20 protein-coding genes and 1 other RNA gene are annotated in these 24,837 nt (G+C 63.6%); 11 read left to right on the plus strand and 10 right to left on the minus strand.

Annotated features, from left to right (window positions below):
- Nucleotides 1-38: 38 nt before the first annotated feature.
- Entirely contained in the window at nucleotides 39-188 is a 150-nt protein-coding gene (locus RCH11_RS10875) for a hypothetical protein (RefSeq protein WP_327057009.1), read from the plus strand.
- Nucleotides 189-191: 3 nt separating this feature from the next.
- Here the strand turns inward: RCH11_RS10875 and RCH11_RS10880 are convergent, their stop codons facing one another.
- Complete coding sequence (locus RCH11_RS10880; RefSeq protein ID WP_327057010.1) at nucleotides 192-3,164, minus strand: bifunctional [glutamine synthetase] adenylyltransferase/[glutamine synthetase]-adenylyl-L-tyrosine phosphorylase; 2,973 nt, start codon at nucleotides 3,162-3,164, stop codon at nucleotides 192-194.
- A 38-nt stretch (nucleotides 3,165-3,202) separates the two neighbouring features.
- Entirely contained in the window at nucleotides 3,203-4,558 is a 1,356-nt protein-coding gene (locus tag RCH11_RS10885) for a glutamine synthetase family protein (protein ID WP_327057011.1), read from the minus strand.
- 58 nt (nucleotides 4,559-4,616) lie between these two features.
- Here RCH11_RS10885 and RCH11_RS10890 point away from each other — a divergent pair, with 58 nt between their 5' ends.
- Both RCH11_RS10890 and panB read left to right on the plus strand, forming a co-directional pair.
- Complete coding sequence (locus RCH11_RS10890; protein WP_327057012.1) at nucleotides 4,617-6,347, plus strand: NAD+ synthase; 1,731 nt, start codon at nucleotides 4,617-4,619, stop codon at nucleotides 6,345-6,347.
- A 29-nt stretch (nucleotides 6,348-6,376) separates the two neighbouring features.
- Nucleotides 6,377-7,213 (plus strand): 3-methyl-2-oxobutanoate hydroxymethyltransferase, encoded by an 837-nt coding sequence (gene panB, locus RCH11_RS10895; protein WP_327057013.1) that lies wholly within the window; start codon nucleotides 6,377-6,379, stop codon nucleotides 7,211-7,213.
- A 106-nt stretch (nucleotides 7,214-7,319) separates the two neighbouring features.
- On the opposite strand, the gene RCH11_RS10900 is transcribed toward panB, so the two are convergent.
- Nucleotides 7,320-7,490, minus strand: coding sequence for a methionine aminopeptidase (locus tag RCH11_RS10900; RefSeq protein ID WP_327057014.1), 171 nt, complete (start codon nucleotides 7,488-7,490; stop codon nucleotides 7,320-7,322).
- 33 nt (nucleotides 7,491-7,523) lie between these two features.
- Here RCH11_RS10900 and map point away from each other — a divergent pair, with 33 nt between their 5' ends.
- The 5 genes from map to RCH11_RS10925 all read left to right on the plus strand — a co-directional run bounded on the left by map (nucleotide 7,524) and on the right by RCH11_RS10925 (nucleotide 13,508).
- Nucleotides 7,524-8,390, plus strand: a complete 867-nt coding sequence (gene map / locus RCH11_RS10905; protein WP_327057015.1) for a type I methionyl aminopeptidase — start codon at nucleotides 7,524-7,526, stop codon at nucleotides 8,388-8,390.
- Nucleotides 8,391-8,430: 40 nt separating this feature from the next.
- Nucleotides 8,431-9,180: a polyphosphate--glucose phosphotransferase gene (ppgK, locus tag RCH11_RS10910; RefSeq protein WP_327057016.1), complete on the plus strand. Its 750-nt coding sequence runs from the start codon at nucleotides 8,431-8,433 to the stop codon at nucleotides 9,178-9,180.
- Nucleotides 9,181-9,186: 6 nt separating this feature from the next.
- On the plus strand, nucleotides 9,187-11,715 hold the full coding sequence (locus RCH11_RS10915; protein ID WP_327057017.1) for an ATP-binding protein: 2,529 nt from the start codon (nucleotides 9,187-9,189) through the stop codon (nucleotides 11,713-11,715).
- Nucleotides 11,715-12,395: a response regulator gene (locus tag RCH11_RS10920; protein ID WP_327057051.1), complete on the plus strand. Its 681-nt coding sequence runs from the start codon at nucleotides 11,715-11,717 to the stop codon at nucleotides 12,393-12,395. Before RCH11_RS10915 ends, RCH11_RS10920 begins: the two co-directional genes overlap by 1 nt.
- A 477-nt stretch (nucleotides 12,396-12,872) precedes the next feature.
- A complete protein-coding gene (locus tag RCH11_RS10925; protein ID WP_327057018.1) occupies nucleotides 12,873-13,508 on the plus strand; it encodes a nucleoside/nucleotide kinase family protein in 636 nt (211 codons plus the stop codon).
- A 22-nt stretch (nucleotides 13,509-13,530) separates the two neighbouring features.
- Here the strand turns inward: RCH11_RS10925 and rnpB are convergent.
- The 5 genes from rnpB to RCH11_RS10950 form a co-directional block, all read right to left on the minus strand.
- Nucleotides 13,531-13,905, minus strand: an RNA gene (gene rnpB / locus RCH11_RS10930) — RNase P RNA component class A.
- A 30-nt stretch (nucleotides 13,906-13,935) separates the two neighbouring features.
- Entirely contained in the window at nucleotides 13,936-14,676 is a 741-nt protein-coding gene (locus RCH11_RS10935) for a zinc ribbon domain-containing protein (protein ID WP_327057019.1), read from the minus strand.
- A 19-nt stretch (nucleotides 14,677-14,695) separates the two neighbouring features.
- Nucleotides 14,696-15,529 carry a Nif3-like dinuclear metal center hexameric protein gene (locus RCH11_RS10940; protein ID WP_327057020.1) on the minus strand — a complete coding sequence of 278 codons (834 nt, stop codon included), beginning with the start codon at nucleotides 15,527-15,529 and terminating at the stop codon, nucleotides 14,696-14,698.
- Nucleotides 15,530-15,590: 61 nt separating this feature from the next.
- Nucleotides 15,591-18,098: a cytosine permease gene (locus tag RCH11_RS10945; RefSeq protein WP_327057021.1), complete on the minus strand. Its 2,508-nt coding sequence runs from the start codon at nucleotides 18,096-18,098 to the stop codon at nucleotides 15,591-15,593.
- Between the two features lie 31 nt (nucleotides 18,099-18,129).
- On the minus strand, nucleotides 18,130-18,942 hold the full coding sequence (locus RCH11_RS10950; RefSeq protein ID WP_327057022.1) for a DMT family transporter: 813 nt from the start codon (nucleotides 18,940-18,942) through the stop codon (nucleotides 18,130-18,132).
- 243 nt (nucleotides 18,943-19,185) lie between these two features.
- Between RCH11_RS10950 and RCH11_RS10955 the strand changes: the two genes are divergently transcribed.
- A complete protein-coding gene (locus RCH11_RS10955) occupies nucleotides 19,186-19,506 on the plus strand; it encodes a DUF7882 family protein (protein ID WP_327057023.1) in 321 nt (106 codons plus the stop codon).
- 152 nt (nucleotides 19,507-19,658) lie between these two features.
- On the opposite strand, the gene RCH11_RS10960 is transcribed toward RCH11_RS10955, so the two are convergent.
- The gene (locus tag RCH11_RS10960) at nucleotides 19,659-20,618 is read right to left on the minus strand and encodes a sigma-70 family RNA polymerase sigma factor (RefSeq protein WP_327057024.1); all 960 of its coding nucleotides are present in this window, start codon (nucleotides 20,616-20,618) and stop codon (nucleotides 19,659-19,661) included.
- A 250-nt stretch (nucleotides 20,619-20,868) separates the two neighbouring features.
- Between RCH11_RS10960 and RCH11_RS10965 the strand changes: the two genes are divergently transcribed.
- Nucleotides 20,869-21,498 (plus strand): hypothetical protein, encoded by a 630-nt coding sequence (locus tag RCH11_RS10965; protein WP_327057025.1) that lies wholly within the window; start codon nucleotides 20,869-20,871, stop codon nucleotides 21,496-21,498.
- A 94-nt stretch (nucleotides 21,499-21,592) separates the two neighbouring features.
- On the opposite strand, the gene RCH11_RS10970 is transcribed toward RCH11_RS10965, so the two are convergent.
- Nucleotides 21,593-22,366, minus strand: a complete 774-nt coding sequence (locus RCH11_RS10970; protein ID WP_327057052.1) for a hypothetical protein — start codon at nucleotides 22,364-22,366, stop codon at nucleotides 21,593-21,595.
- A 124-nt stretch (nucleotides 22,367-22,490) separates the two neighbouring features.
- On the opposite strand from RCH11_RS10970, the gene RCH11_RS10975 reads away from it, so the two are divergent.
- On the plus strand, nucleotides 22,491-24,530 hold the full coding sequence (locus RCH11_RS10975; RefSeq protein ID WP_327057026.1) for a DUF262 domain-containing protein: 2,040 nt from the start codon (nucleotides 22,491-22,493) through the stop codon (nucleotides 24,528-24,530).
- The last annotated feature ends 307 nt before the right edge of the window (nucleotides 24,531-24,837 follow it).

Below are 24,837 nucleotides of genomic sequence, written 5' to 3' on the forward strand. Positions count from 1 at the left end.
CCAGTACGCTGGCCGAAAAAGCCAGTTGAGGGGAAACAATGCCGGAGTCAACCCACGATGTGGGCAGTCAATGGGCCATCTACGAGTCGAGCGTGCAGTCGTATCGGAGTCTTTCACTCTCCTCGCAATCGCTGTTTCTCACCGCAGTCTGGGTCATCTTCGCGATCTATGTATTTTTTGTCACCTGACGGTCATCCGGTCGTCGGCCCGGATACCTGTGCAGTGCCGTAGAACTGCTTCTCGAAGACTCCGCGCGCGAGTCGAGTGACACGCAGATAGTCTTCCTCAAGCTGGGTCGCGGATCCGGGAGGATATTCGAGCAGACGCGCGACGCCGTCGAGCTGTTGGCGGTCGGTGGGGAGCACATCCGTAGACCGCGTCATCCACAACACCATGGCCGAGCGCACGCGCGACGCGAATATCCAGGCATCCCGCAATTTTGCCGCGTCCGTCGAGGTGACGAACCCTTCCGAACACGCCACCTCGAGTGCGCTAAGGGTAGAAGTGGTGCGAAGCCCAGCAACCCGCGCGCCATTCTGTAGCTGGATGAGTTGGACGAACCACTCCACGTCGCTGAGAGATCCACGCCCGAGTTTGAGGTGGCGGGCCGGATCCGCGGCTTGCGGCAGTCGCTCCGACTCGACTCGCGCTTTAATCCGCTTGACTTCACGAACGTCATTCTCTGAGATCGCAATGGGGAATCGCACCTCGTCGGCGAGACTCTCGAAGTCAGCAAGGAGCGCGGTATCCCCCACTGCGGCGCGGGCGCGTAGCAGTGCCTGCGCCTCCCAAGTGAGTGACCAGCGCGCGTAATAGGCGCGATAGGAATCGAGCGAGCGCACCACTGCGCCATTCTTTCCCTCGGGACGAAGGTCGATATCGAGGTCGAACGGCAGTCTGAGGTCTTCGGTATGACGGTTGAGTTCCGAGACGAGGAACTTCGCACGCGCCGCAGCCTCCTCGCTCGAAGCGGTCGTGCTGCGGTAGACATAGAGCACATCCGCATCAGACCCGAACCCGAGTTCCTGACCGCCATACCGGCCCATTGCGATGATGCCGAACTCGATGCCGTCGTCAACGGGTCGCAGCGCGTGCAGCACCCCGGTGAGCAGCGCGGTCGTCACGTCCGAGAGCGCCCGGCCGAGCTTCTCGACAGGCACCTGCCCGAGAATTGCCCCGATCGCGAGACGAAGCACCTCCCGTCGGCGAGCGGTGCGGAAGGCCAGGGAAGCGGTCACCACATCGTCGTGCCTGGCGAGCGTCGATGCAGTCTCCTCGAGTAGGGCGACGAGCGGCCGAGCGGTCAGCTCCTCCTCACGATCGAGCCAGGCGGCTGCTTCCGGTATGCGCTCAAGAAGCACCCCGACGAATCGGGAGGACGACAGCACGTTGGTGAGGCGCTTCGCGGCTCCCGATGAGTCGCGCAACATCCGCAGGAACCAGTAGGACTCCCCCAGGTCGTCGCTGAGCCGCCGGAATGCCAGCAGGCCGTAATCGGGGTCGGCGCCGTCCGCGAACCACTGCAGCATCACCGGGAGAAGGTGCCGCTGGATCGCTGCACGGCGGGAGACTCCGCCTGTGAGCGCTCCGATGTGGGCGAGCGCACCCTTCGGATCGCGGAACCCGATCGCGGCAAGTCGAGCGACTGCCTGCTCGCTGCTGAGGGTGAGGCCGCCATCGGGGAGCGCAGCGACGGCCGACAGCAACGGTCGATAGAACAGCCGCTCGTGCAGGCTCCTCACCTCGAGTTTGGTGCGATTCCACTGCTCGATCAGGTCTCCGGCCACTGAAACGATGCCACTCGCTCTCGCAAGCACTCTCACGGCGTCCCGATCGCTCGGCATGAGGTGGGTGCGCCTCAGCTGCACCAGTTGAAGGCGATGCTCCAACAGGCGGAGAAACCGGTAGTCGCGGGAAAACTCTGCCGCCTCGGTTCGACCAATGTAGCCCTCGTCAGCGAGGGCGACGAGGGCAGGAAGCGTGCCGCGCTGCCGAACCAGTTCATCTGTCTGGCCGTGCACGAGCTGCAGCAACTGGATGGTGAACTCGATGTCGCGCAAGCCACCCGGTCCGAGCTTCAACTGGTAATCGAGCTCGGCGCTCGGGATGTTGTCGGTCACCCGCTCCCGCATGCGCTGCACCCCCTCCACGAAGTTCTCGCGCGAGGCGCTCGACCAGACCTTCGGGGAGACCGCATCCACAAAGCGTTGCCCCAACACGAGGTCCCCGGCCAGCGGCCGGGCTTTGAGTAACGCCTGGAACTCCCAGCTCTTCGCCCAGCGATCGTAGTACGCGATGTGAGAGTCAAGGGAGCGCACCAGAGCGCCGTCCTTGCCTTCCGGGCGGAGGTTGGCGTCGACCTCCCAGAGGGCGGGCTCCCGTGAGTAGTCGTGTATGCCTCGCATCGTGGCCATTGCGAGGCGGGTTGCGATCTCAACGGCTCGACCGTCGGGGAGATCGGCCGATCCCTCAGCCACGAAGATGACGTCCACGTCGCTCACATAGTTGAGCTCACGAGCGCCGGCCTTGCCCATCCCGATAATCGCCAACCGGGTCGCCGCCACCTCGGCGACAGGAAATTTCACCGTCGCACGGGCCACTATCAGCGCCGCGTCGAGCGCCGCGGCCGCAAGATCGGCGAGGGCAGCAGCGATGCTATCGAGTGCATCAAGCGGCTGCGCCTGCCCAAGATCCCACGCGGCGAGCTGGGTCACATGGCGGCGATATCGCACGCGGAGAGAATCCCAGCATGCCTCCTCTGATGAGTCGTCGATCGCGGAGACCGAGTCCGCGAGATCGAGTCGGTAGAACTCGGGTGGAGGGGGACGCGTGAAGCTGTGGGAAAGCACGGATAACTCTTCCGGATGCCTCAGCAGGAAATCTCCCAACCCGGTCGATGCGCCGAGCACGCGAACCAGGCGATCCAAAGCCGACGAATCGGTGACCAGCGCAATTGTCTCGGTCGGGGACTGTCGCACGAGTGCGGCGAGTGCACGGAGGGCGCGGTCAGGATCTGCAGCGTGTGCGAAGAGAGGAAGGAAGTCACTCGGCGACACGATGCCTCCGAGTAGGTCGTCCAACTCTGCGAGAAGCACGACCGCCGGATCAAGCTCGGCGAACCCGAGCTTCGCGAGGTCGGTCAGGATTGATTGTTCGCGCGCCATTGACGTCGAGTCCTAAACCTCAGTGTCCGGGAGTGCCCCTACAGCATCTCCAAATTGCTTTTGAGCTCGTAGGGAGTGACCTGCGCGCGGTATTCGCGCCATTCCTGGCGCTTGTTCAACAGAACGAAGTTGAACACATGCTCACCGAGAGTCTCCGCCACGAGCTCGGACTCCTCCATGAGCGCAACAGCGTGATCGAGGCTTGCCGGAAGCTGGCTGTAGCCGAGGGCGCGGCGCTCCGCATCCGAAAGCTCCCACACGTTGTCTTCGGCCTCCGCCGGCAGTTCGTAGCCCTCCTCAATACCCTTGAGCCCTGCAGCGAGCAACAGCGAGAACGCCAAGTACGGGTTCGCCGCGGAGTCGATTGCTCGGTACTCCACCCGAGCACTCTGGCCCTTGTTTGGCTTGTAGAGCGGCACACGCACCAGAGCGGAACGGTTGTTATGGCCCCAGGTGACGAAGCTCGGAGCCTCACCAAGCTTGTTTTGGGATGAGCCACCCCAGAGCCGCTTGTAGGAGTTCACAAACTGATTCGTGACCGCCGTGATCTCCGGGGCATGCCTGAGCAGCCCGGCAATGAACTGGCGCCCGATCCTCGAGAGCTGGTATTGACCGGCCCCGTCGTAGAAGGCGTTCGTGTCACCCTCGAAGAGTGACATGTGCGTGTGCATTCCCGAGCCCGGTTCACCCGAAAGAGGCTTCGGCATGAACGTCGCGTAGACGCCCTGCTCGATCGCCACCTCCTTGACGACCGTTCGGAAAGTCATGATGTTGTCGGCCGTAGTGAGGGCATCCGCGTACCGCAGATCAATCTCGTTCTGCCCGGGACCGGCTTCGTGGTGGCTGAATTCCACCGAGATGCCGAGGTCTTCAAGCATCCGTACCGAACGGCGCCGGAAGTCGTGAGCCGTGCCGCCCGGTACATTGTCGAAATAGCCAGCGCGGTCGACGGGCTGGGGACCTTCCTCGCCAAACTGCGAACTCTTGAGCAGGTAGAACTCGATCTCGGGATGCGTATAGAACGTGAAGCCGCGCTCGGCGGCGGTCGCGAGGGTGCGCTTGAGCACATTGCGAGGGTCGGCAACGGCGGGCTGGCCGTCGGGAGTCGTGATGTCGCAGAACATTCGGGCGGTGGGATCGATCTCTCCACGCCACGGCAGAATTTGGAAGGTGGCAGGATCCGGATGCGCGAGCACGTCGGCCTCGTAGGACCGGGTGAGGCCCTCGATCGCCGAACCGTCGAAACCAAGACCTTCAGCGAAGGCCCCCTCGACCTCAGCCGGGGCGATCGCGACGGATTTGAGAGTACCGACGACATCCGTGAACCAGAGGCGGATGAACTTGACGCCACGTTCTTCGATGGTGCGGAGAACGAAGTCGCGCTGCTTGTCCATGGGCTCCTCTTGTTGCTCACTGCGGGGCGTTTCCTCCCCGGCTATTAGGCTAGTGGCTATGCCCCGACTCCGCTTGGCGCTTGGCCAAACCAACCCCGTCGTCGGCGACCTGGTCGGCAATTCCGCCCAGATTCTCGCTGCCGCTCATCGCGCATCCGCCCAGGGTGCAGACCTCCTGGCGGTGGGAGAGATGGCGATCAGCGGCTACCCCATCGAAGACCTCGCCTCTCGGCCAAGCTTCCTCGCCGAGTGCCACAACGCCGTGTACAAGCTCGCGAAAGAGCTGCAGGACGCGGGCCTCGGCGATCTCGCGGTAATTGTCGGGCATCCGGACGGGCCGTTCGAGCCTCGACTCACCGGCACGAGTAATGCGCCGACCGCCATCGCCCAAAACTGCGCGAGCGTACTCCAGCATGGCCATGTCGCCGCTCGATACGCCAAGCACCACCTCCCCAACTATTCCGTGTTCGACGAGTACCGCATCTTCATTCCGGGCGACGAACTGCTCGTCCTGCGCATCAAGGGAGCGGATGTTGCGCTGATCGTCTGCGAAGACCTCTGGCGCGACGGCGGCCCCGTCGCCCGGGTACTCGAGGTCGATGCAGGACTCCTGGTCGTGATCAACGCCTCGCCGTTCGAGCGGGATAAGAACGAGGTACGACTTCCGCTGGTCACCCGGCGGGCCATCGAGACCAACACGACCGTGGCCTACGTGAACATCATTGGCGGGCAGGACGACCTGGTGTTCGACGGTGACAGTGTGGTGGTGGACGGCGCGGGCACCATCCTCGCTCGGGCGCCGCAATTCGTCGAACATCTGCTCGTCGTCGATGTGGAGGTTTCCGCTGCGACCGAAGCGAAGCTGCCCGACAGTGTCACGCGCGTCACGCTCGCCGATGGGCCGGGCCAGCAGCCTGCCCTCGAGACCGACCTCGCCATCCTTCCGGAGGATCGCGAACAGGTCTGGAACGCCCTCGTGCTCGGCCTTCGGGACTACGTGCACAAGAACGGCTTCCGCTCGGTGATTCTGGGACTGTCGGGAGGAATCGACTCTGCCGTCTGTGCGGCCATCGCCGCCGATGCGCTGGGCGCAGACCGAGTCTGGGGCGTGAGCATGCCAAGCCGCTACAGCTCCGACCACTCGCGATCGGATGCCGACGAGCTCGCCGAAAACATCGGCCTGCACTACTCGACGGAGGCGATCGCCGACCTCGTGCTGCCGATCGAGACCCAGCTGGAACTCACCGGTACTGCCGCGGAGAACGTGCAGGCACGGATCCGCGGCATCATCCTGATGGGGTTGTCGAATCTCGAGGGCCATCTGGTGCTCACCACCGGTAACAAAACCGAGCTGTCGGTGGGGTACTCGACGATCTACGGGGACTCGGTCGGGGGATTCGCCCCGATCAAGGACGTGCCGAAGATGCTTGTCTGGGAGCTGGCGCGCTGGCGCAACGATTCTGCAACCTCCCGAGGCGAGGTACCACCGATTCCCGCGAACTCGATTGAGAAGCCGCCGAGCGCGGAGTTGCGCCCCGATCAGACCGACCAGGATTCGCTGCCCCCGTACGAAATACTCGATGCCATCCTCGAGGCGTACATCACCAAGGCGCTCGGCCGGGAGGATGTGATCAACCTCGGCTTCGATACGGACACCGTCGACTTCGTGACAAAGCTGGTCGATCACTCGGAGTGGAAGCGCCGACAGGGAGCCATTGGCCCCAAAATCAGCGGCATGGCCTTCGGCCGTGATCGGCGCCTGCCGATCACCTATCGTCCGACCCGGTAGGCGGGCACCCCGAGGCTAGGATTGCCCGCATGACCGACCCCACTGCAGCGGCAACTCAGGCAAACCTCAAGAGAGTACGTACCCGACACTTCCAGAGCGCGAAAGAGAACGGGGTGAAGATCACCGGGCTCACGAGCTACGACCAGCTCACGGCATCCATCTTCGACGCGGCAGGGATCGACTTCCTGCTGGTTGGCGATTCCGCCGGAAACAATGTACTCGGCTACGAGACGACCCTGCCCGTGACCGTTGACGACCTGATTCCCCTCACCCGCGCCGTCGCGGGGGCCGTGACCCGCGCCTTCGTGGTCGCGGACATGCCGTTCGGGTCCTACGAGACCGGTCCCGACGAGGCCCTTCACACCGCATTCCGGTTCATGAAGGAGACGCACGCACACGCCGTGAAGTTCGAAGGCGGTGTGCGCAGTGCCGAGCAGATTCGTCGCATCGTATCGGCGGGCATCCCCGTCATGGGACACATTGGTTTCACCCCGCAGAGCGAACACGGCCTCGGTGGTCATATCATCCAGGGACGTGGTAAAGGTGCCGAGCAACTGCTCGCCGACGCCCACGCCGTTGAGGACGCGGGAGCCTTCGCCGTCGTGCTCGAGATGGTGCCTTCTCTCATCGCGAAGCAGGTGACCGCGGAACTGCAAATCCCGACGATCGGTGTGGGAGCCGGCCCCCACGTCGACGGCCAGCTGCTCGTCTGGACCGACTGGGCCGGGCTCACTGTTGGCCGCATCCCCAAGTTCGTAAAGCGCTACGCGAATCTCAGCACGGTGCTGACGGATGCCGCGAAAACCTACATCGCGGATGTCGCCGGCGGCGAGTACCCAGCTCCGGAGCACGAATACACGGACTGAGGGTCAGCACCCGGCAGCCTCCGCGCCCGAAAGTGCCACGCGCGCCCGCCCTTTCCGGCACGTGTGTCACTTTCGGCGGCAGAGTCCCGGACGGGGCCGGGCGCAGTCACTCGTCCTTCGCGTCATCCTCCGCCCATTTGCGCGCGCGTTCGGCGATGATTTCGGGGGCACGGGCGGCATCCTCCCTGCTCTCGAATGGACCGTCCAACTCTGAAGCGAGCGACTGTTTGCCCTCTTCCACCTCGTGGGTGCGGGTGTTGTAATACCACTGCGTCATGTCAGCTCCTTGCTCGCTACTAAAATTACTCCCATGCCCAAGGATTCGAATGGCCACCTGGTTGCGGGCCGAGTCAGCCCCACCCGATTCGTGCCGAGGCACATCGTGCGTCCGGAATACGTGGGCAAACCCGGGCCTTCCCGCTTCACCGGATCGGATATCTATGGCGCGGAGGCGGTCGGTCGAATTCGTGAGTCGGGGCGGATCGCAGCGGATGCCATCGCGGTTGTCGGCGCGAACATCCGAGCCGGAATCACCACCGACGAACTGGATGTCATCGGCCACGACTACATGGTCGCCAACGACTCCTACCCTTCGACACTCGGCTATCGCGGCTTCCCTAAATCGCTCTGCAGCTCCGTGAATGAAGTTATTTGCCACGGTATCCCTGACGACACCGTGCTCGAAGACGGGGATATCGTGAACATCGACATCACCGCCTACAAGAACGGCGTGCACGGAGACAGCAACCAGACCTTCATCGTGGGCAAGGCCACCCCGCAGGTGACCGACCTGGTAGAGCGCACCCGCGAGTCACTCAATCGTGGGATCAAGGCCGTCGCCCCTGGCCGCGAGATCAATGTAATCGGCCGAGCAATCGAGTCCTACGCGCGCCGCTTCGACTACGGTGTGGTTCGCGACTTTACCGGGCACGGAGTGGGCGAAGCATTCCATTCCGGCCTCATCGTCCCGCACTATGACGCAGCGCCCGCCTACTCGACGGAGATCGTGGTCGGAATGGTCTTCACAATCGAGCCGATGCTCACCCTCGGCAGAATCGAGTGGGAGATGTGGGCGGATGACTGGACTGTCGTCACCAAGGACCGCAGCATCACTGCCCAGTTCGAGCACACGATGGTTGTTACCGAACGCGGCGCTGAAGTGCTGACACTCCCCTGACCGGGCCAAGACACATCCCACACACGAGAAGAATGGCGAGATGGCTGACAAAGCAGTAGGCATCGATATTGGCGGCACCGGCATCAAGGGGGCGATCGTCGATGTGTCGACAGGCAAGCTCCTCAGCGACCGGGTGAAGCTGCCTACCCCGGAGGGCGGCGAGCCTGATGACATCGTGCTCACGGTGCAGGAGGTGCTGAAGAAACTCGGCTCTCCCGACAAGAAGCTCCCGATCGGCCTGTGCTTTCCTGCCGTCGTCGTGAAGGGGCGCACCCTTTCTGCGGCGAATGTCTCAAAGAAGTGGATCGGACTGGAAGCGGAGAAGCTGTTTGAAAAAGGACTCGATCGGGACATCACCTTTGTGAACGATGCGGATGCGGCCGGCTATGCCGAATCCCTCTACGGTGCGGCGGAGAAGAACAAGGGCCTCGTGATCCTCACCACGCTCGGTACCGGGATTGGTACCGCCATCATCTACAAGGGCGTCCTCATCCCGAACGCCGAACTCGGTCACCTTCAGCTCGAGGGCGTCGACTGGGAGACCAAGGCGGCCTATTCGGCGAAGGAACGAGAGAACCTGAGCTGGGAGGAATGGGCGGTTCGCCTTCAGAAGTACTACGACACGCTCGTGGCCCTCTTCCACCCCGACCTCTTCATCGTGGGCGGCGGGGTGTCAAAGCAGTACAAAGATTTTCTCCCGCTCTTGAGTCTGGATACTCCGATAGTGCCGGCGACACTGCGCAACAATGCGGGCATCCTTGGCGCAGCGGCTCTCGCTTCTGGCAAATAAAAGTCGATGACACGGGGCATCCTCCAGGTCTACCTCGGCGCGGCTCCCGGAGTCGGCAAGACCTTCAGCATGCTGGAGGAGGGGCACCGGCTGCTCAACCAAAACCTCGATGTCGTCGTCGGGCTGGTGGAGACACACGGCCGGACAGAGACCGCTCGCTTGACCGAGGGCCTCGAATTGTTCCCTCGTCGCAGTGTCGGCCACCGTGGCGTGATGCTCGATGAACTCGACCTCGACGGCCTGATAGCACGTCGACCCGACTGGGCTCTCGTCGACGAGCTCGCGCATACAAACGCGCCAGGTAGCATCCACGAGAAGCGCTGGGAAGACGTGCACGACCTGCTGGATGCCGGCATCAACGTGATCTCGACGGTGAACATTCAACACATCGAGTCGCTCAACGATGTGGTGCAGTCGATCACCGGCGTCGCTCAGCGTGAGACGATCCCTGACTCCGTGCTGCGCTCGGCTGACCAGATCGAAGTGGTCGACCTCACCCCGGAGGCACTTCGCACTCGCCTCGCTGGCGGTCATATCTATCCCGCCGGCACCATAGACGCCGCCCTCAGCAACTACTTCCGTCTCGGCAACCTCACCGCGCTCCGAGAACTCGCCCTGCTCTGGCTCGCTGACGAAGTGGATGTCGCGTTGCAGGCCTACCGCAACGAACACGGAATCCGCGGAAAGTGGGAAGCCCGCGAGCGCGTGGTCGTGGCGCTTCCCGGCGGTGCGGAGGGTGAAACCCTCATCCGTCGGGGGGCTCGCATCTCGGCCCGCACGAGTGGCGGCCAGTTGCTGGCCGTGCATGTGTCGAGTTCCGACGGTCTCGCGGAGTCAAATCCCGGTGCCCTCCTCGACCAGCGCACGCTCGTCGAATCCCTCGGCGGCACGTACCACCAGGTGGTCGGAGACCATACCCCGACAGCCCTCGTGGAGTTCGCCCGCGGAGTGAACGCCACACAGCTGGTCATTGGAGTGAGCCGCCGAAGCCGACTCACCACCTTCCTCACCGGACAGGGCATCGGCCAGACGGTGATCCGGGCATCCGGGGATATCGACGTGCACATCGTGTCGCATGCGTCGGCGGGCACCCTCCAATTGCCAAGCACCGGTGGTGCCCTTACCGTGAGGCGACGGCTGGGCGGTTTCGCTCTCACCCTGGTCGGTCTTCCGCTGCTCACCTGGATTCTCAGTGGATTTCGCAGCAGCGAATCACTGCCGAGCGATGTGTTGGCGTTCCAGCTACTCGTCGTGGTGGTCGCACTCATCGGCGGCATCTGGCCCGCTGTCTCGGCGGCGGTGTTGGCCGGGCTGTTGCTCGACTTCTTCTTCGTCAACCCGCTGTACACGGTCACGATCGCCAATCCACTGCACCTCCTGGCGCTGATAATTTTCCTGGTTATTGCCATACTGGTGAGCCTCGTCGTCGACCAGGCGGCGAGTCGCAGCAGGGCGGCCAAACGCTCCGCCGCAGAAGCGGAGACTCTCGCGACCGTTGCCGGCAGCATTATTCGCGGAGAAAACGCCGTCGAAGCGCTGGCGAATCGCCTGCGAGAGGTATTCGGCATGGCAAGCGTCGTCGTGAGGTACGGCGGCGAGCGACTGTTCGAAGCCGGCGTGTCGACCGGCTCCGGGGAGGGGAAACGCACTGTCGTCGACTTCGGCGACGACGGCAGCGTCGTACTCACCGGACGTGACCTGCAGGCCTCGGATCGGCGTATCCTCGATGCCTTCGTCTCCCAAATCGAGGCAGCACTGGTGCAGCGGGACCTGCGAACGGCGGCCAAGGGCATCCGGCCACTCGAGGAGGCGGACCGGTTGCGCACGGCACTGCTCGCCGCTGTCGGTCACGACCTGCGCACTCCTCTCTCGTCAGCGACGGCGGCCGTTTCGAGTCTTCGGAGCACGGATGTTTCGTGGAGCGACCGCGACCGCGATGAGCTGCTGCAAACCGCCGAGGAGTCGTTGCACCGCCTCGCCGATCTTGTGAACGATCTCCTGGACGCGAGTCGGCTCCAGGCCGGTGTGCTGCCGATATCGCTGTCGCGGGTGGGTCTCGACGAGATCGTGCCTCTCGCGCTCGATGAACTACGAGTGCCGTTGACACGAGTGCAGATGGATGTCGCGGCCGACCTGCCCGAGGCGCTCTGTGATGCGGTGCTGCTGCAGCGGGTTATCGTCAATCTCGTGGCGAACGCGCTTCGGTATTCTCCGGATGACGCCCCACTCATCATCACGGCGAGCAGTTTCGGTGCACGATTGGAGCTTCGGGTGATCGACCGGGGACCGGGAATCCCGCTGGCGAAGCTCGCCGAGGCGTTCCAGCCGTTCCAGCGGCTCGGTGACACGGACAACACCACCGGAGTTGGCCTCGGCCTTGCTCTCTCGAATGGCTTCATGGAGGCGATGGGCGGGAGTCTCGAAGCGGAGGACACCCCCGGCGGAGGTTTGACCATGGTGGTGACGCTGCCCGCGACTGATCCATCGCCTCCCCTGCATCTTTCGGAAAAGTACCCCATCCGGCAGAAGTCATGATGCGCATTCTCGTGGTGGATGACGACGCCCGGATTCTCAAGACCCTTCGCATCAACCTCGCCGCCCGGGGCTACGAGGTGTTTCTGGCCGAGTCTGGACCCGAGGCACTGGATGTCGCGGCACGGGTCAAACCGGAGCTCGTGGTTCTCGATCTCGGCCTTCCCGGCGTCGGCGGGATCCGCGTGATCGAGGGCCTGCGCGGCTGGACGGAGGTACCGATCCTCGTGGTGAGCGGTCGCACCGACTCCGCTGACAAGGTCGATGCTCTTGACGCGGGTGCGGATGACTATGTCACGAAGCCATTCGCGATCGACGAGTTACTCGCTCGTATCCGCGCGCTCAGCCGTCGCTCCACCGCCGAGCCGGATCTGCCGGTGGTGAGATTCGGAGAGGTGACGGTAGACCTCGCGGCGCACACGGTATCGAAAGCCGAATCGGGAGTGGTGAAGCTCACGCCGACCGAATGGCACATTCTCGAAATACTGGTGCGCAACCCAGAGCGCCTGATCACCAAGCATTTTCTCCTGACCACCGTCTGGGGTCCGACATACGAGAAGGAAGACGGCTACTTACGCCTCTACCTGGGCCAGCTCCGCAAAAAACTCGAGCCAGAGCCATCCCGACCACGCTTTTTCCTGACGGAGCCGGGCATGGGCTACCGGTTCGCGCCGGATGCATAGCTCCGGCGTTTAGACGCCGGAAAGAATGGGCCACGGATGCACCGTGAGTGCGTCTGCCCGATGGATGCTCGCACCCCGCAGACCCGGTCACGTCCCTGGCCGTGCGGCGCTGCCGACAGCCCGACCAGACGCGCGATCTCCCGGTCCGAGTGCTTCTCCGGCACACACAGGGGGCGAATTCCTGCTTGACATCGCACTTTCCGTACTGGCTGGTGGCACTATTTTCAGTCGGCGCTCACAAACATTCGACTGTGCGTCTCTTTCGCTGTTCGGCACGGGAATCTGCACCGCCATTGCAAGTCGAGGGCCGGGAGCTTGCAGCGATTTGCTTCACTTCTGCCATCACGGCGCATTAGATGAGGCCGTTCGGTGCGTGGCTCAACCTTTCCCCGGTGGGAAAACGGAACTGTCTGCACTCCTGAGTAGGCTTTATCGCCCCACGCCAACGTAACCCAGCACCGAATCGAGGACCGACCGATGGGCCAGACACCCGCCGACCTGATGCAATTCGTCACCCACATCCGGGCTCGCCTTCACTCGTCCGGCACGCGCCAGATCCTCGGTATCACCGGAGCACCCGGAACCGGCAAGTCCACCTTTGCTCGCAGCCTGGCGGATGCCCTTGGCATCAAGCGAAGCGTTGTCGTGCCCATGGACGGCTTCCATCTCGCGAACGAGATCATCAAGGGAACCCCGCTCCGCGATCGCAAGGGAGCGATCGATACCTTCGACGTCGGCGGCTATGTCTCGCTCCTCCAGCGTCTGCGCGCTCGCGATGAACCGACGGTGTACGCGCCCTCCTATCGGCGGGGTCTCGAGGAGCCGATCGCCGCCTCCATCGCGGTGCCACACGCCATCGACTTGGTCATCACCGAGGGCAACTATCTTCTCTCGACTGCGCCTGGCTGGGACCGCATCCGATCCCTGGTGGATGAAATCTGGTTCATCGACACCGCGCGTGAACTCCGGGTCGAGCGCCTCATCGAACGCCACGTCGCCTTCGGAATGACCAGGGAGGCCGCTACCGCATGGGCCACCGGACCGGATGAAGCGAACGCCCGTTACATCGAGTCGACCCGGTATCGCGCAGATCGCCAGATTTCGGGCGCCTGATGGCGAATGAGTGACGAGGAAGTGAATGGGCCGGCTATTACGCCGGGTTCTGTCCCGACACATCCGAGGATGTATCATCGACGGCCATCTATCTACGATGTACGTTGCCGCACACCTCTAGCGGTCTACCCGGAAACTGGACGAGCCGCCCGTAACGCTCCCTGTTCGACCTTGCTCCGGGCGAGGTTTACCCAGCCGACCCGATCACACGGGCCGCTGGTGGTCTCTTACACCACCGTTTCACCCTTACCGAAACCTCGAAAAGTCCCGGCGGTCTGCTTTCTGTTGCACTTTCTCGCGGGTTACCCCGGGTGGGAATTACCCACCGCCCTGCTCTGTGGAGCCCGGACGTTCCTCGGTACCCCCGAAGGGATAACGCGACCGTCTTGCCGACCCATTCGAGATGACAGCCTAGCCCAGCGCGCGGCTATAGGCCGGATTCCCCCGTGCGGACGAGGATCGCACTGCTCTCCGGGCAGAGCAACACATCGTCCGGCGCCGCGGCACGGATCGCCGCCATGTCGAACTCGTTGAGCTCAAGGCCGCTCGCCTCGGACACTCCTCCCCGCAGCAGGGACGCGCCTTGGCCGTATCGGGCTCGCTGGCGCTCATAGAGCGCGACGAGTTCTTCGGGGAGCTTTCCAGCGATGGTCGAACGGTTGGCCGCGGCGTGGCTGCGTTCGCTGGTGAGGCCCCCGAGCGACTCGTCCTTCTCGGCTTCGGTGCCGGAGATCGTTGCCTGCAACTCGTCGTGTTTCGCCCGCAGCTCTCGCGAGGCGGCTTCGAGTGCCTCCACCCGTTCCATCACTCCGAGCTCGATCTCCTCGAGTTCCAACTTACGGCGGTTAAGGCCGGAGAGCTCGCTCTCGAGCCCGGCGACATCCTTGACCGACGACGAGGCCTGCAGGCGGGTGGTGTCTCGCTTGATACGTGCCTCGACCAGTTCGACATCGGATTCGATTCGACCGAGTTCACGTTGGGCATCCTCGAGTGCACCCGTCGCACTGAGCGTCTCTCCCCGAAGCGTCGTCGACTCGCTCCCGAGACGGGCGAGTACCGCCAGTTGCGGAATCATCTTCGCCCTGTGGTCGAGCTGCTGGATTCGCGTATCGAGTGCTTGCAGTTCGAGAAGGTGAGCCTGGTCGGTCGAGCTGGCTTTCAGCGCCATGGGTGCCTCATTCGGTTAGTCATTGGACGATCGTGAAATCCCAGGGGTCGGTGCGCAGGTCACTCACCGTCACGGTGACGCCCGGAAGGGCGGTGCGAAGTTCCTCCGCAGCGACATCGAGCCAGAGCCATTCGCTCGCCCAGTGCGATATGTCGATCAGCGCGGGCCCGGCGCCGACCTTCGCGTTCTCCCTCGACTCGGACGCGGAATGATGACGCAGGTCCGACGTGATGTAGACGTCGGCCGCGAGCACCGCGGCCTCCGCGAGAAGCGAGTCACCCGCCCCGCCGCACAGGGCAACCGTTTCGATGACGCGATCATAATCTCCGGCGACGCGGATACCCGATGCCGTCGCTGGCAAGATCTCCGCGAGCTGACGGGCCAGTCGGCCCAGCGTGGTCGGTTCCGGAAGTCGGCCGGCTCGCCCGATACCACGAGACGGCGTCGCACCGGCGGTGATCGGCACAGCATCGACCAGACCAAGGTGTGCGGCCAGGACGGCCGAGGTACCGGTCTCAACGACATCCGCATTGGTATGGGCCGCGATCAGCGCGCACCCGCCGCGGATGAGACGGGCGAGCACAACGCCTGCGTACCGATCTTCGGCGACGGTGGTGACGCCCCGCAAGAGCAGGGGATGATGCACGAGCAGGACGTCGGCGCCCGCAGCGACCGCCTCATCCGCGACATCCGGTACCGCGTCGACGGCGAGGTGGAGCGAAGTTACAGTCGCACCGGGCCCCCCGGAGAGCAGGCCGGGCGCATCCCAGCTCTCCGCACCGGCGATCGGCCAGAGCTGTTCGACGACGGCACAGACATCCGCAACGGTCCTAGCGGCAGCGGTGAAAGGCATTCGCCCATCTTAGTTTCGTAACAGGGCGGCCGGTGTGGGAGCACCGCCATGACCCCTGTTGTCAGGCGCGTGACGCTTGCCGACGCTCCTGGCGGCGGATCGTCGAGACTCCGGCGACGAACGGGGTGAGTAATCCGAGCGCAAGGGACACGAGCACGCCGAGGTCAGTTTCGCCAAGCGGGCTCGATACCGACACTCCGACCGCAGTGAAGAGGTAGCCCTCCCAGCGCAGCCCCATCAGCGTTGCCGAGGTGAAGCCAAAGCCGATCGCGGATGCCACGACCAGCATCGCGAGGTTCAGCCAGTTGACGTCGCGGTAGATCCCCCCACGGGCAAGAAGCGACCTTGTGTCAAAACGTCGACGCCGCAGGATCATCTCGCACGAGAAGATACCCGCCCAGGCGGCGACCGGCACCGCGAGCGTGGTCGCGAAATCGCGGAAGACCATCACGACGTTGCTCACCGTAAACCCGAGGGCGATCGCAATTGCGAATACCAGCACTCCTACGATGACCGTTGCACCACTTCTGGTGACTCGCAGTCCCATGGCCCCCAGGGCGAAGCCGCCGGAATAGATGCTGAGGATCACCCCGGAGAGAAGGCTGAGAGCAGTGGCGGCGATGAGGGGCACCGGATACCAGCTCGGAAGAAGGCCGGCAATGGTGTCGATCGGGCTCGTGCCCAGTCCCTTCGCAATCGCTGCGCTCGACGCGGCGAGCACCGCGCCGTACCCGATCAACAGGAAGGCCGGCGCCGTCATTCCGAACGAGGCCCAGAGCATCGATGCGCCGCCCGACGAACTGGGACGTTGGTAGCGTGCGAGATCGCCGCTGCTGTTCGCCCAGACCAAGCCGACGAAGCTGAATACGAGCACGACCCCGGTCACCACAAGAGTTACCGGTCCGTCGCGCACTGTCAGAGCTGTCGCGAGGTCGACCGCTGGCCAGGTGATGACGACGAAAGAGGCGACGAGCGCGGCCGAGAGGATGCCGACAACAAACTGGATGCGCGCGAAAAGTGCATAGCCGAAGTAGGCAACGACCAGGGCGAGCAGGAAGCCGACCGCCATCACAATCACCATCACCTGCAACTCTGTGAACGGACCGGCCAGCTTCGCGCCGACCAGGATCCGGGCGGTTGCCGCCGCGATCATCCATAACAGCACCGCGCCCCAGAACAGTCGGCTGAGGAGTGCGATCGATGCCGGCATGATGTTGCCGAGATGACCGAAAGTGGCCCGGGAGACCACCATGACCGGCTGCCCACTCCACTTGCCCGCGAGAGTGCCGAGCCCGAGGGGGAGAAAAGAGATCGCGACTCCGATGAACGTCGCAACGACTGCCTGGCGCAGGCTCATGCCAAGGGAGAAAAGTGCACCGCCGAAGGCGAGGCTCAACACCGATGAATTCGCGGCGAACCAAAGCCAGAAGAGTCGGGATGCCCGCCCGACCCGCTGGTCCAAGGGGGTCGGGGCCGGTCCGCTCGACTCGGGAGCGAAAGCCCCCAGGTGGACAGGATCGGCCTCGGCGACCTCGATGGAAGTGGGTCGAAGCCAGGGACTCGTCTTCGCGCGAGCGGCGAGGGCAGCCGCGTCGGTTGCTTCAAAGTCTTCTGCACCCGAACCGTCACTCCCCCGCGATCCGTTATCCGCCTTCAGGGCGGCAAAGGGATCTATTTGTCGTGAGGGTTGAGACGCCGGCTCTGCGCTTGAGGCAAGATCCGAGTCCTTCGCACGGTTTTCGAACGGGAAGACCGCGGGACCGGCGGAATAGGGCTGTGGCTCGACGAGGTCATAGAACGGCGGATTCGAGGCCGACAGTTCGGGCGCCGACAGGGCTGGGGCGGGGGCCGGCGCGCCATCCGCCCAGTCAAATATTGTGGATACCGATGGGGTGTCACCGGATTCCCCTGCCTGTTCAGGAGCGCCCGGCGCCGGGAAAAAATCCGGCGAAATCGCGACCTCCGGTGCCGGTGCCGTGCCGTTGACGGCAGGGGCTGGAGCTGGTGTAGACACCGCATTCGGACCGGGACCCGCACTTCGCCTCACGTGCTCTTCTCGGCTGCGTGCCAGTTCCGCGTCACGAAGTGAGCGACGAGTCGGAAGCCGCGTCCCATTCGCAGCCGGCGCCGATTCTGCGTCGAGCACGACCGGTTGACCAGAGGGGGCGGGGAGTTCGGCCAGTGACAGGGCGGGTATTGCAGTGACCGAGACCGAAGATGCAAGCGCAGTCTCGGCGTCTACGGACGGCAGATCGAGACCGCCCACTGTGAAGAGTTGCTCCCCTGTCGGCGTGCGCGGGGGGGTGAGACCGGTCGCGACCGAGCGAGCGGGTGGCAGAGGGACAGGCCGGCTGGAGGACGGTGTTGTGGGAAGAGCGATGATCGAGATAGCGCCGGTGAGTCCGAGACGTGCGGTCTCATCAGCCATTGCCGCCGCGAGCACGTCGTCATCGAAACGTTCCGAGTTGTCGACCGCAGCGGCTGTCCGTGATTCTGCAGTAGACGGCAGGAAGGTCGCCCGGCGGGCGCCATTTTCGACGCTGGCCTCCGGATCGGCGTCAGTATCCATGCCCAGTTTCCATGCCCAAGATGATACGGGTTCACGGTCGGTTATGAGGATAACGGGCCGTACTCAGCGCGATTACTCCCGCGAGGATAAGTGCAAGCCCAACCCATCCGACCGCACCGAGTCGCTCCCCCACCACCACCACAGCGAGAACCGTGGCGATGAGCGGCTCAATGAGGGCGATAGTGGTCGCAGCGCTGCTTCGAAGGGTGCCAAGGGCGATACCGAACAGCAGGTAGGCGACCAGCAGCACCGGCAGAAGTCCCATCGCGCCGAGTCCGAACATTCCTCCCATCACGCCACGCGACGGTAAGCCGAGGGTCATGGCTCGTGATGACGCATAGGTATAGAGCGCGAAGGCACTACCGGCGACGAGCCCGAGAATCACCCCGGAGGCGACATTCGCCTCGGGGCGGTCACCCCGGGCCGAGCCGCCGAGCGCGAGCAGGCCGATGCCAATGATCGCGGTCGCCGTGCAGGCGACCCAGACGCGTCCGGGCCGCCGACGTTCCCTGGCCCACTCGAAGAAGGCCGCGAACACCGGACCAGAGCCGAGAGCGACGACATTCCCTATCGCCACCCCTGCCAAGTTCATCGCCCCGTAGAAGGCCAGAGGATAGACGACGACCCCGCCGGCTCCGACAAGCAACCAGCGGCGGGCAGCGGGGTCCTGAAGTGCTGAGATGGCCGGTCGCATGGAGATACCGAAGAGCAGTACTCCTCCAACGCCCATTGTCGCTGAACCGACGGCGAGGGGGCTCACGTCCGCAGGCAGGAGGCTCGCGGCCGTGCCGGTGGTCCCCCAGAGGATCGACGAGAGAACGAGTGCGAGTGCCGCTCGATTCATCGGCGGCCTGGATTCGCGCGCACCCCAGACAGTCATTCCCACGAGGTCCGACTCTATGGGCTGCCCCGTATCTGCGTTACGCAGCGCAGGTTGACCGGGAATGGCAGCACGAGTTGCGAGCTGGAAGGATTACCAAAGTCGAGTTCTCCGCCAATCATTTTTCCCCGATGGTCGACGTAGTAATGTTCACTTCACGACCGAGGGCGGCGCTCCTCGATTCACCGGCACAATGGGAGACCACGCGTGGGTAAGTTGCTCTACGGCCAGACTATCGAAGTGATTTTCGACGACCGCGTTCTCGCGCACCTGCAGCTGGTCATCGGTCTCAAGTTGAGGCGCGACGAAAGCTTCTTCTTCTCTTGGCGTGACGAGCAAAGCGTCGGGGATGGACGCAGCGTGATCTGGCTCGACCCGGCCATCCCTCTGGTTTTCCGCTACGACGGTGGACGGATGGCCAAGATCAACCGCGAGTGGCTCGAAGCCCTCACGCTCTCCTCCAACAGCGCCCAGGGCCTCCAGCTCACCGAAGAGGTCGGTGCTCTCAGCAAGACACCCGAAGAGTGAGAGACGTGGGCCGCGGGGGCGATGGCCGCGCCCAATCGAACGTGGAACTCTCACACACCTCGGCGAGTGGCGACCTCACGTTCGAAGAGACCATCGCCGAGCAAGACGGCACGGGACTGGAAAACACCGAACCGCCCCTTTAGCGCTCGGACCTAAGCAAGGTAGGAATGCAGGTCTTCGCTGCGCAAGCGCTTGAGGCTGCGGGTCTCCAACTGGCGAACCCGCTCGCGGGTGATGCCATAGAGCTCCCCAACCTCGTCGAGCGTAAGTGCTTGGCGCCCTTCAAGACCGAACCGTAGACGGATCACCGTGGCGTCGCGAGGCGGCAGTGCGTCCAGCTTGCGCCGGATGTCGTCATGCCGCAGGTCGAGCTCAACGGACTCGTGAGGTTGTGGAGTGTCGGTGTCTTCGATGAGGTCACCGAGCTCCGTATTACCGTCGTCACCGATGGGGATGCCGAACGAAATGGTGTCGTGGTCTGATTTCGCCAATTTGATGACCTCCGCCACGGTGACTTGGGCAGAGTCCGCCACCTCCTCGATTGTGGGAGTGCGACCGAGTTCGTTGGTGAGGTCGCGGCGCACTCGGTCCAGCTTGTCCATCTTCTCGACAGTGTGAACGGGAATGCGGATGATACGGCTCGAGTCCGCAATCCCGCGGAGGATCGACTGGCGAATCCACCAGGTGGCGTAGGTAGAGAATTTATTACCGATCGAGTAATCGAACTTCTCGACAGCGCGAACCAAGCCAAGGTTCCCCTCCTGGATCACGTCCATGATCGGCAGCCCCCGTCCCGCATACCGCTTGGCGATGCTCACGACGAGCCGAAGGTTCGCGCAGACGAACTGCTGGTAGGCGGCGTCCCCGTCACGGGCCAGCCAGAGGAGTTCCCGCTTCGACTTGCTGTCGAGCTCAGGCAGCGCCGCGAGCCTTTCCCCTGCCAGCACTCCGATCTCGATTCGGCGCGCGAGGCTCACTTCCTCTTCGGCAGTGAGGAGCTGAGCGCGCCCGATCCGCTGAAGGTAATCGCGAAGGGGGTCGACGGATACTTGCGCCGCGCCGCGGGGCCATTCGATGGCGGACCCATCGTTTTCGTAAGCATTGATCGTCATGACTGACCCCTTTTCTCGTTGGCTTCAGAGTATGGGAATGCAGAATTTCGGGCCCAGGGCTTGACATCGAAGGCGGTATCCCGCTAGGCGCCCGCGTGCTGTTACTGGTCCACATCGTGAGCGTGCAACGTCCTCTGGTAGCCTCCTCTGAGCCGGGTGGATCCAGCGGGGTCCTACCGAGCGACACACCATGCCCTCTCCTCGACACATTCCCTCCTCACGATGTGCTGCACTCCGGCCACGTCGGGTCGTGCGAGCGCCACGGCGGAGGTGGCTTTCCGTCGGTGCATCCCTCGCAGCGCTCTCGCTGTTCGCCCTCTTCGCCATCGCGCCGCCCGCCACCCCGGATGCCTCCGGCCAGCTCGCGCTCTACATCGCCGCTCACCCGCAGACCCTCCGCGTGTCGGAACGGGTTTCGATCGGCGTCGGGTCTCGCGACGGCTACTCGGCGACCGCTGGAGTCGAATCCCTCGCATCCAGCGGCACCAACTACGACTGGGCGAAAATGGTGTTGCTCTCCGGCGGCTGGCCACAGTCCGAAGCGAACGTGACGGTGATGGTGCGCTGGATGCGGCAGGAGAACGGCGCCGACAACTGGTGGAACCGTAACAACCCCATGAACAACGGCTACGGGTCCGGCGGTGGGGGTGGCACCGGCAGCTATGCAAATCTTGTGATTGCCGCCCAGAAGGCCGCAGAAAACCTGCAGCGCAATCCGTCGTTTGCAACAATCGTCGAAGCTTTTGCGGTTTCCGCCCCGACGTCCATCACCGAGCAGGCCATCTGGGCGTCACCCTGGGCGTCAAGCCATTACGGCAACGGCTCTCGGTGGCACACATCCCCGGTGGCGGTCGTAGCTTCCCCCGCCAACGCATGGTGACAAGGCACCCATTCCCCAACTCGGCAGAACTCGGGGAATTCGACGAAAGGCCCCGGTCTTGCGACCAGGGCCTTTCTGACGAACTATCGGAGGATCAGGCCTCGCTCATCGCAGTCTTCTCCGCCTGGCCCTTGGCCGCATAGAAGGCTGCACGTGCCGCGATGCGCCTGGCCTGTTCGGCCTGACCGGCATCCAGCATGTCCTGGGGTACTTCGACATTGGGCACGCGGCTGACGCCGTTGTGCTTCGCGATGTAGGCATCGAGCGCGGGGCCCGACTCCCACGAGGTGATCAGACAGTAGCGCGGTTCGCTGCCCACGTGGGTGGCCGCATGCCACAGACGCTGCGTGTCTATGATCAGCTGGGAACCGGCCGGCAGCGCGATCCGATATTCGACGCTGGGATCGGTGCGGTTCTCGCGCAGCACAAAGTAGCTGTCCTTGTCGTCGGTGAGGTTGAAGAATCCGCGCACGACCCAGCCGGTGCCATCCGGATTCAGGCGGTTGTTATCGTCCTGGTGCAGGTTGTACAGGGTGTCAGCGTACACATTCGGCTGCAACTCGATGACGCGGCATCGGCCGACGTTCGCGGCAGGTTCCTGCGCGCGACGCACGAGGTTCGGCGCTTTCTCGACCTGCGACGGAATCCAGACGCCGTCCTTGTCGGTGCGCGGCGGCTTGTGGTTCCAGAAACCGTTGACCTCGATCTCACCCTTCGCACTGGTGAGGGGTGCGAATTGCGTCTCACCCGACGACTTCCAGTCGACGAACTCGATATCCTGCCATTCCTTGGGGTCGAGCTCCTGGTTGTAGCGATCTAGTACGACATAACCGGTCTCTTCGAGAGCGGCGGACTTGATATAACCCATGATGCGAATCATGACCTTCCGTCAGGGGCCAGCACGTTTTAACAGGCCCAACTTAGGTAAGCCTAACATTTGGCACCCTGTCGGCTCTGATCCGCGCCGTCGTCAGAATAGGCTGGAGTCAATTATGGGAACTGCCACGAATATCGACGCGACCGCGGTCAACACGATTCGCTGGCTTTCCGCCGCGGATACAACGATCGTCGTTCCCGTCTACCAACGCCAGTATCGCTGGGACATCGGCGCCTGTGAGCAACTGCTCGCCGACATACGAACCGCCGCCGACTCGGACGAGCGCCACATGCATTTCATCGGATCGATCCTGTCCTCCGCCAGCACCGAGCCGTCCCACAGCACCGGAAGGGCTGCCTTCGAGCTCGTACTCATTGACGGCCAGCAGCGCATCACGACCCTCATGCTGCTTGTCGCCGCCCTACATCACAGCGTGCTGCACGACCCGGTGCTGGCCGCCGACCCGGCACTCGCCGCCGACCTCGAAAAGGTGTTGGTGCGCGACGCCGACCCCGCGCGCACCAAGCTCCGACCGCACCGTGCCTGGGCCCAGATATTCGAGAGCGTCGTGCTCGACCGTCGACTGGTGGACACCGACATCCGCGACTCGCGCTTCGACGACAACTACGCCTTCTTCCGAAGCCAGGTTCCTGCGGCTGAGGTGGTACGCATCTGGACGGGACTACAGCGGCTGGAGCATGTCGCCATCACTCTTGGCGCGGATGCGAACGCCCAGCAGATCTTCGAAAGCCTGAACTCCACCGGCGAGCCCCTGCGGGATCACGAGTTGATCCATAACTACGTGCTGATGGGACTCTCGCACGCGGAGCAGAGCGAGATCGAAGATTCGTTCTGGGTACCGATCGAACAGAACACCGGAGAGTCGATCGCCAGCTTCTGGCAGCACTATCTGGTCATGACGACGGGCCACGAGGTGGGTACCACTGGCGGACGTGGCGTCTACGCCGCATTTCGGCAAAGGTTTCCCCGACTGGACCTCGAGTCCCTTCGAGAGCATGCCGCCGAGTGGCGGGAGTACTCGGAGATCTACCGCATTTTGCTGGAACCGGCGCACGCGGCAGACAGTGAGGTAGCCCGTCAGCTCGCTTTCACCAACACCTTCGGTCGGGGGATGTACCCGCTCATGATGCGCGCCTACCGCGACCACTCGCGCGGCACGGAGCACGCGAACGCCCTCATCGAAACGCTGGAACAGGTTCAGTCCCTTTTGTTAAGACGCACGATCGTCGGACTTGATAACGACCGGCTGGTGGGACGCCTGTGCCGAGCACGAGAAGCGAGAGCGGATACCTTGGCTCGCGCGATCGCCCGAATCACCCCATCAGATGCGCGGGTGCGCGTCGCGCTCAAGTACGGAGTCCTCCCGCACAGCACGTACGTTCTGGGGCGGCTCGCTGGCATTGATGGCCCTCTCGAACTGGACGTGGAGCACATCTTCCCGCTGGCACCGGCCGACACCTGGAGCGGGGACGGGTCCCGAGCGTGGGCGGAATACACCGACGACGAGCAGAACAGCCATCGTGCTCTCGCAGAGACTCTCGGTAATCTCACGCTCCTCGAGTCGTCGTTAGCCGAGCGCGCACTCGACGAATCCTTCCCCGAGAAGCGCGCACTGTACGAGAAGAGCAGCATCCCGTCCACCCGTATGCTCGCCCACATACCCGCATGGGGAACCGCCGGCATCAGCGATCGCACTGCCCGGCTCAGCATCGACTTCCTGGCGATCTGGGCGCGCCCGGCGACCGTCGATATCGACGATGACGGGCTCACACCGATTCTCGACGCCCAGCGGAGGCGCGGATGGCCGCGCGGCTGGCAGCGGGAGTTTGAATACGTGGAATACCGTGGCGAACACTGGGAGGTCCACGACGTCAAGTCGCTGTTTAATCGGGTATTCAAGCGGCTCTGGGCCGATTCGCACGAAAATGTTGTGGCCTTCAGCGCGCGACGCAGTGGGCCGATCTTCGGCGCCAAGTCATGGAACGGCCAGTGGGACGAGCTGGACGAATCACATTTTCTCTACATGGGCTGGGACTCGAAGTACATGCTCACCGCGGTGCAGGGAGTGCTCGAAGAATCCGGCCTCGCCTCCGAGGTATTCGTCAAATACTCCTACATTGGCGACGCGATGTAGCAGAGGTTTTTCGGGCACAAGCATCGGTAGCTGCAGCCGGTGAGTGCGAAGACCCACTCCACGATGTGGGCAGGATCATCCAGATGATCTCGGCCGACGCCTCCCACCAATTGATCCGGGTGAGCGGCTCGGGGTCTTGACTTCTCCATCTGCCACGATCATGCTGGCGGGATCAGAGTTGTCTGTTACGCATCACCTGTTGCACATAAGTACTTCACTGTCCGAGAAAACGAGCGGGAAACGCCGATGTCCCACCCACCAGTCGGTCCACCCGATGCGAGCGCTAACCCGCGGTACGCCGGCGTGG

It is taken from the genome of Glaciihabitans sp. GrIS 2.15 (assembly GCF_035984695.1).
Taxonomy (GTDB): Bacteria; Actinomycetota; Actinomycetes; order Actinomycetales; family Microbacteriaceae; genus Lacisediminihabitans.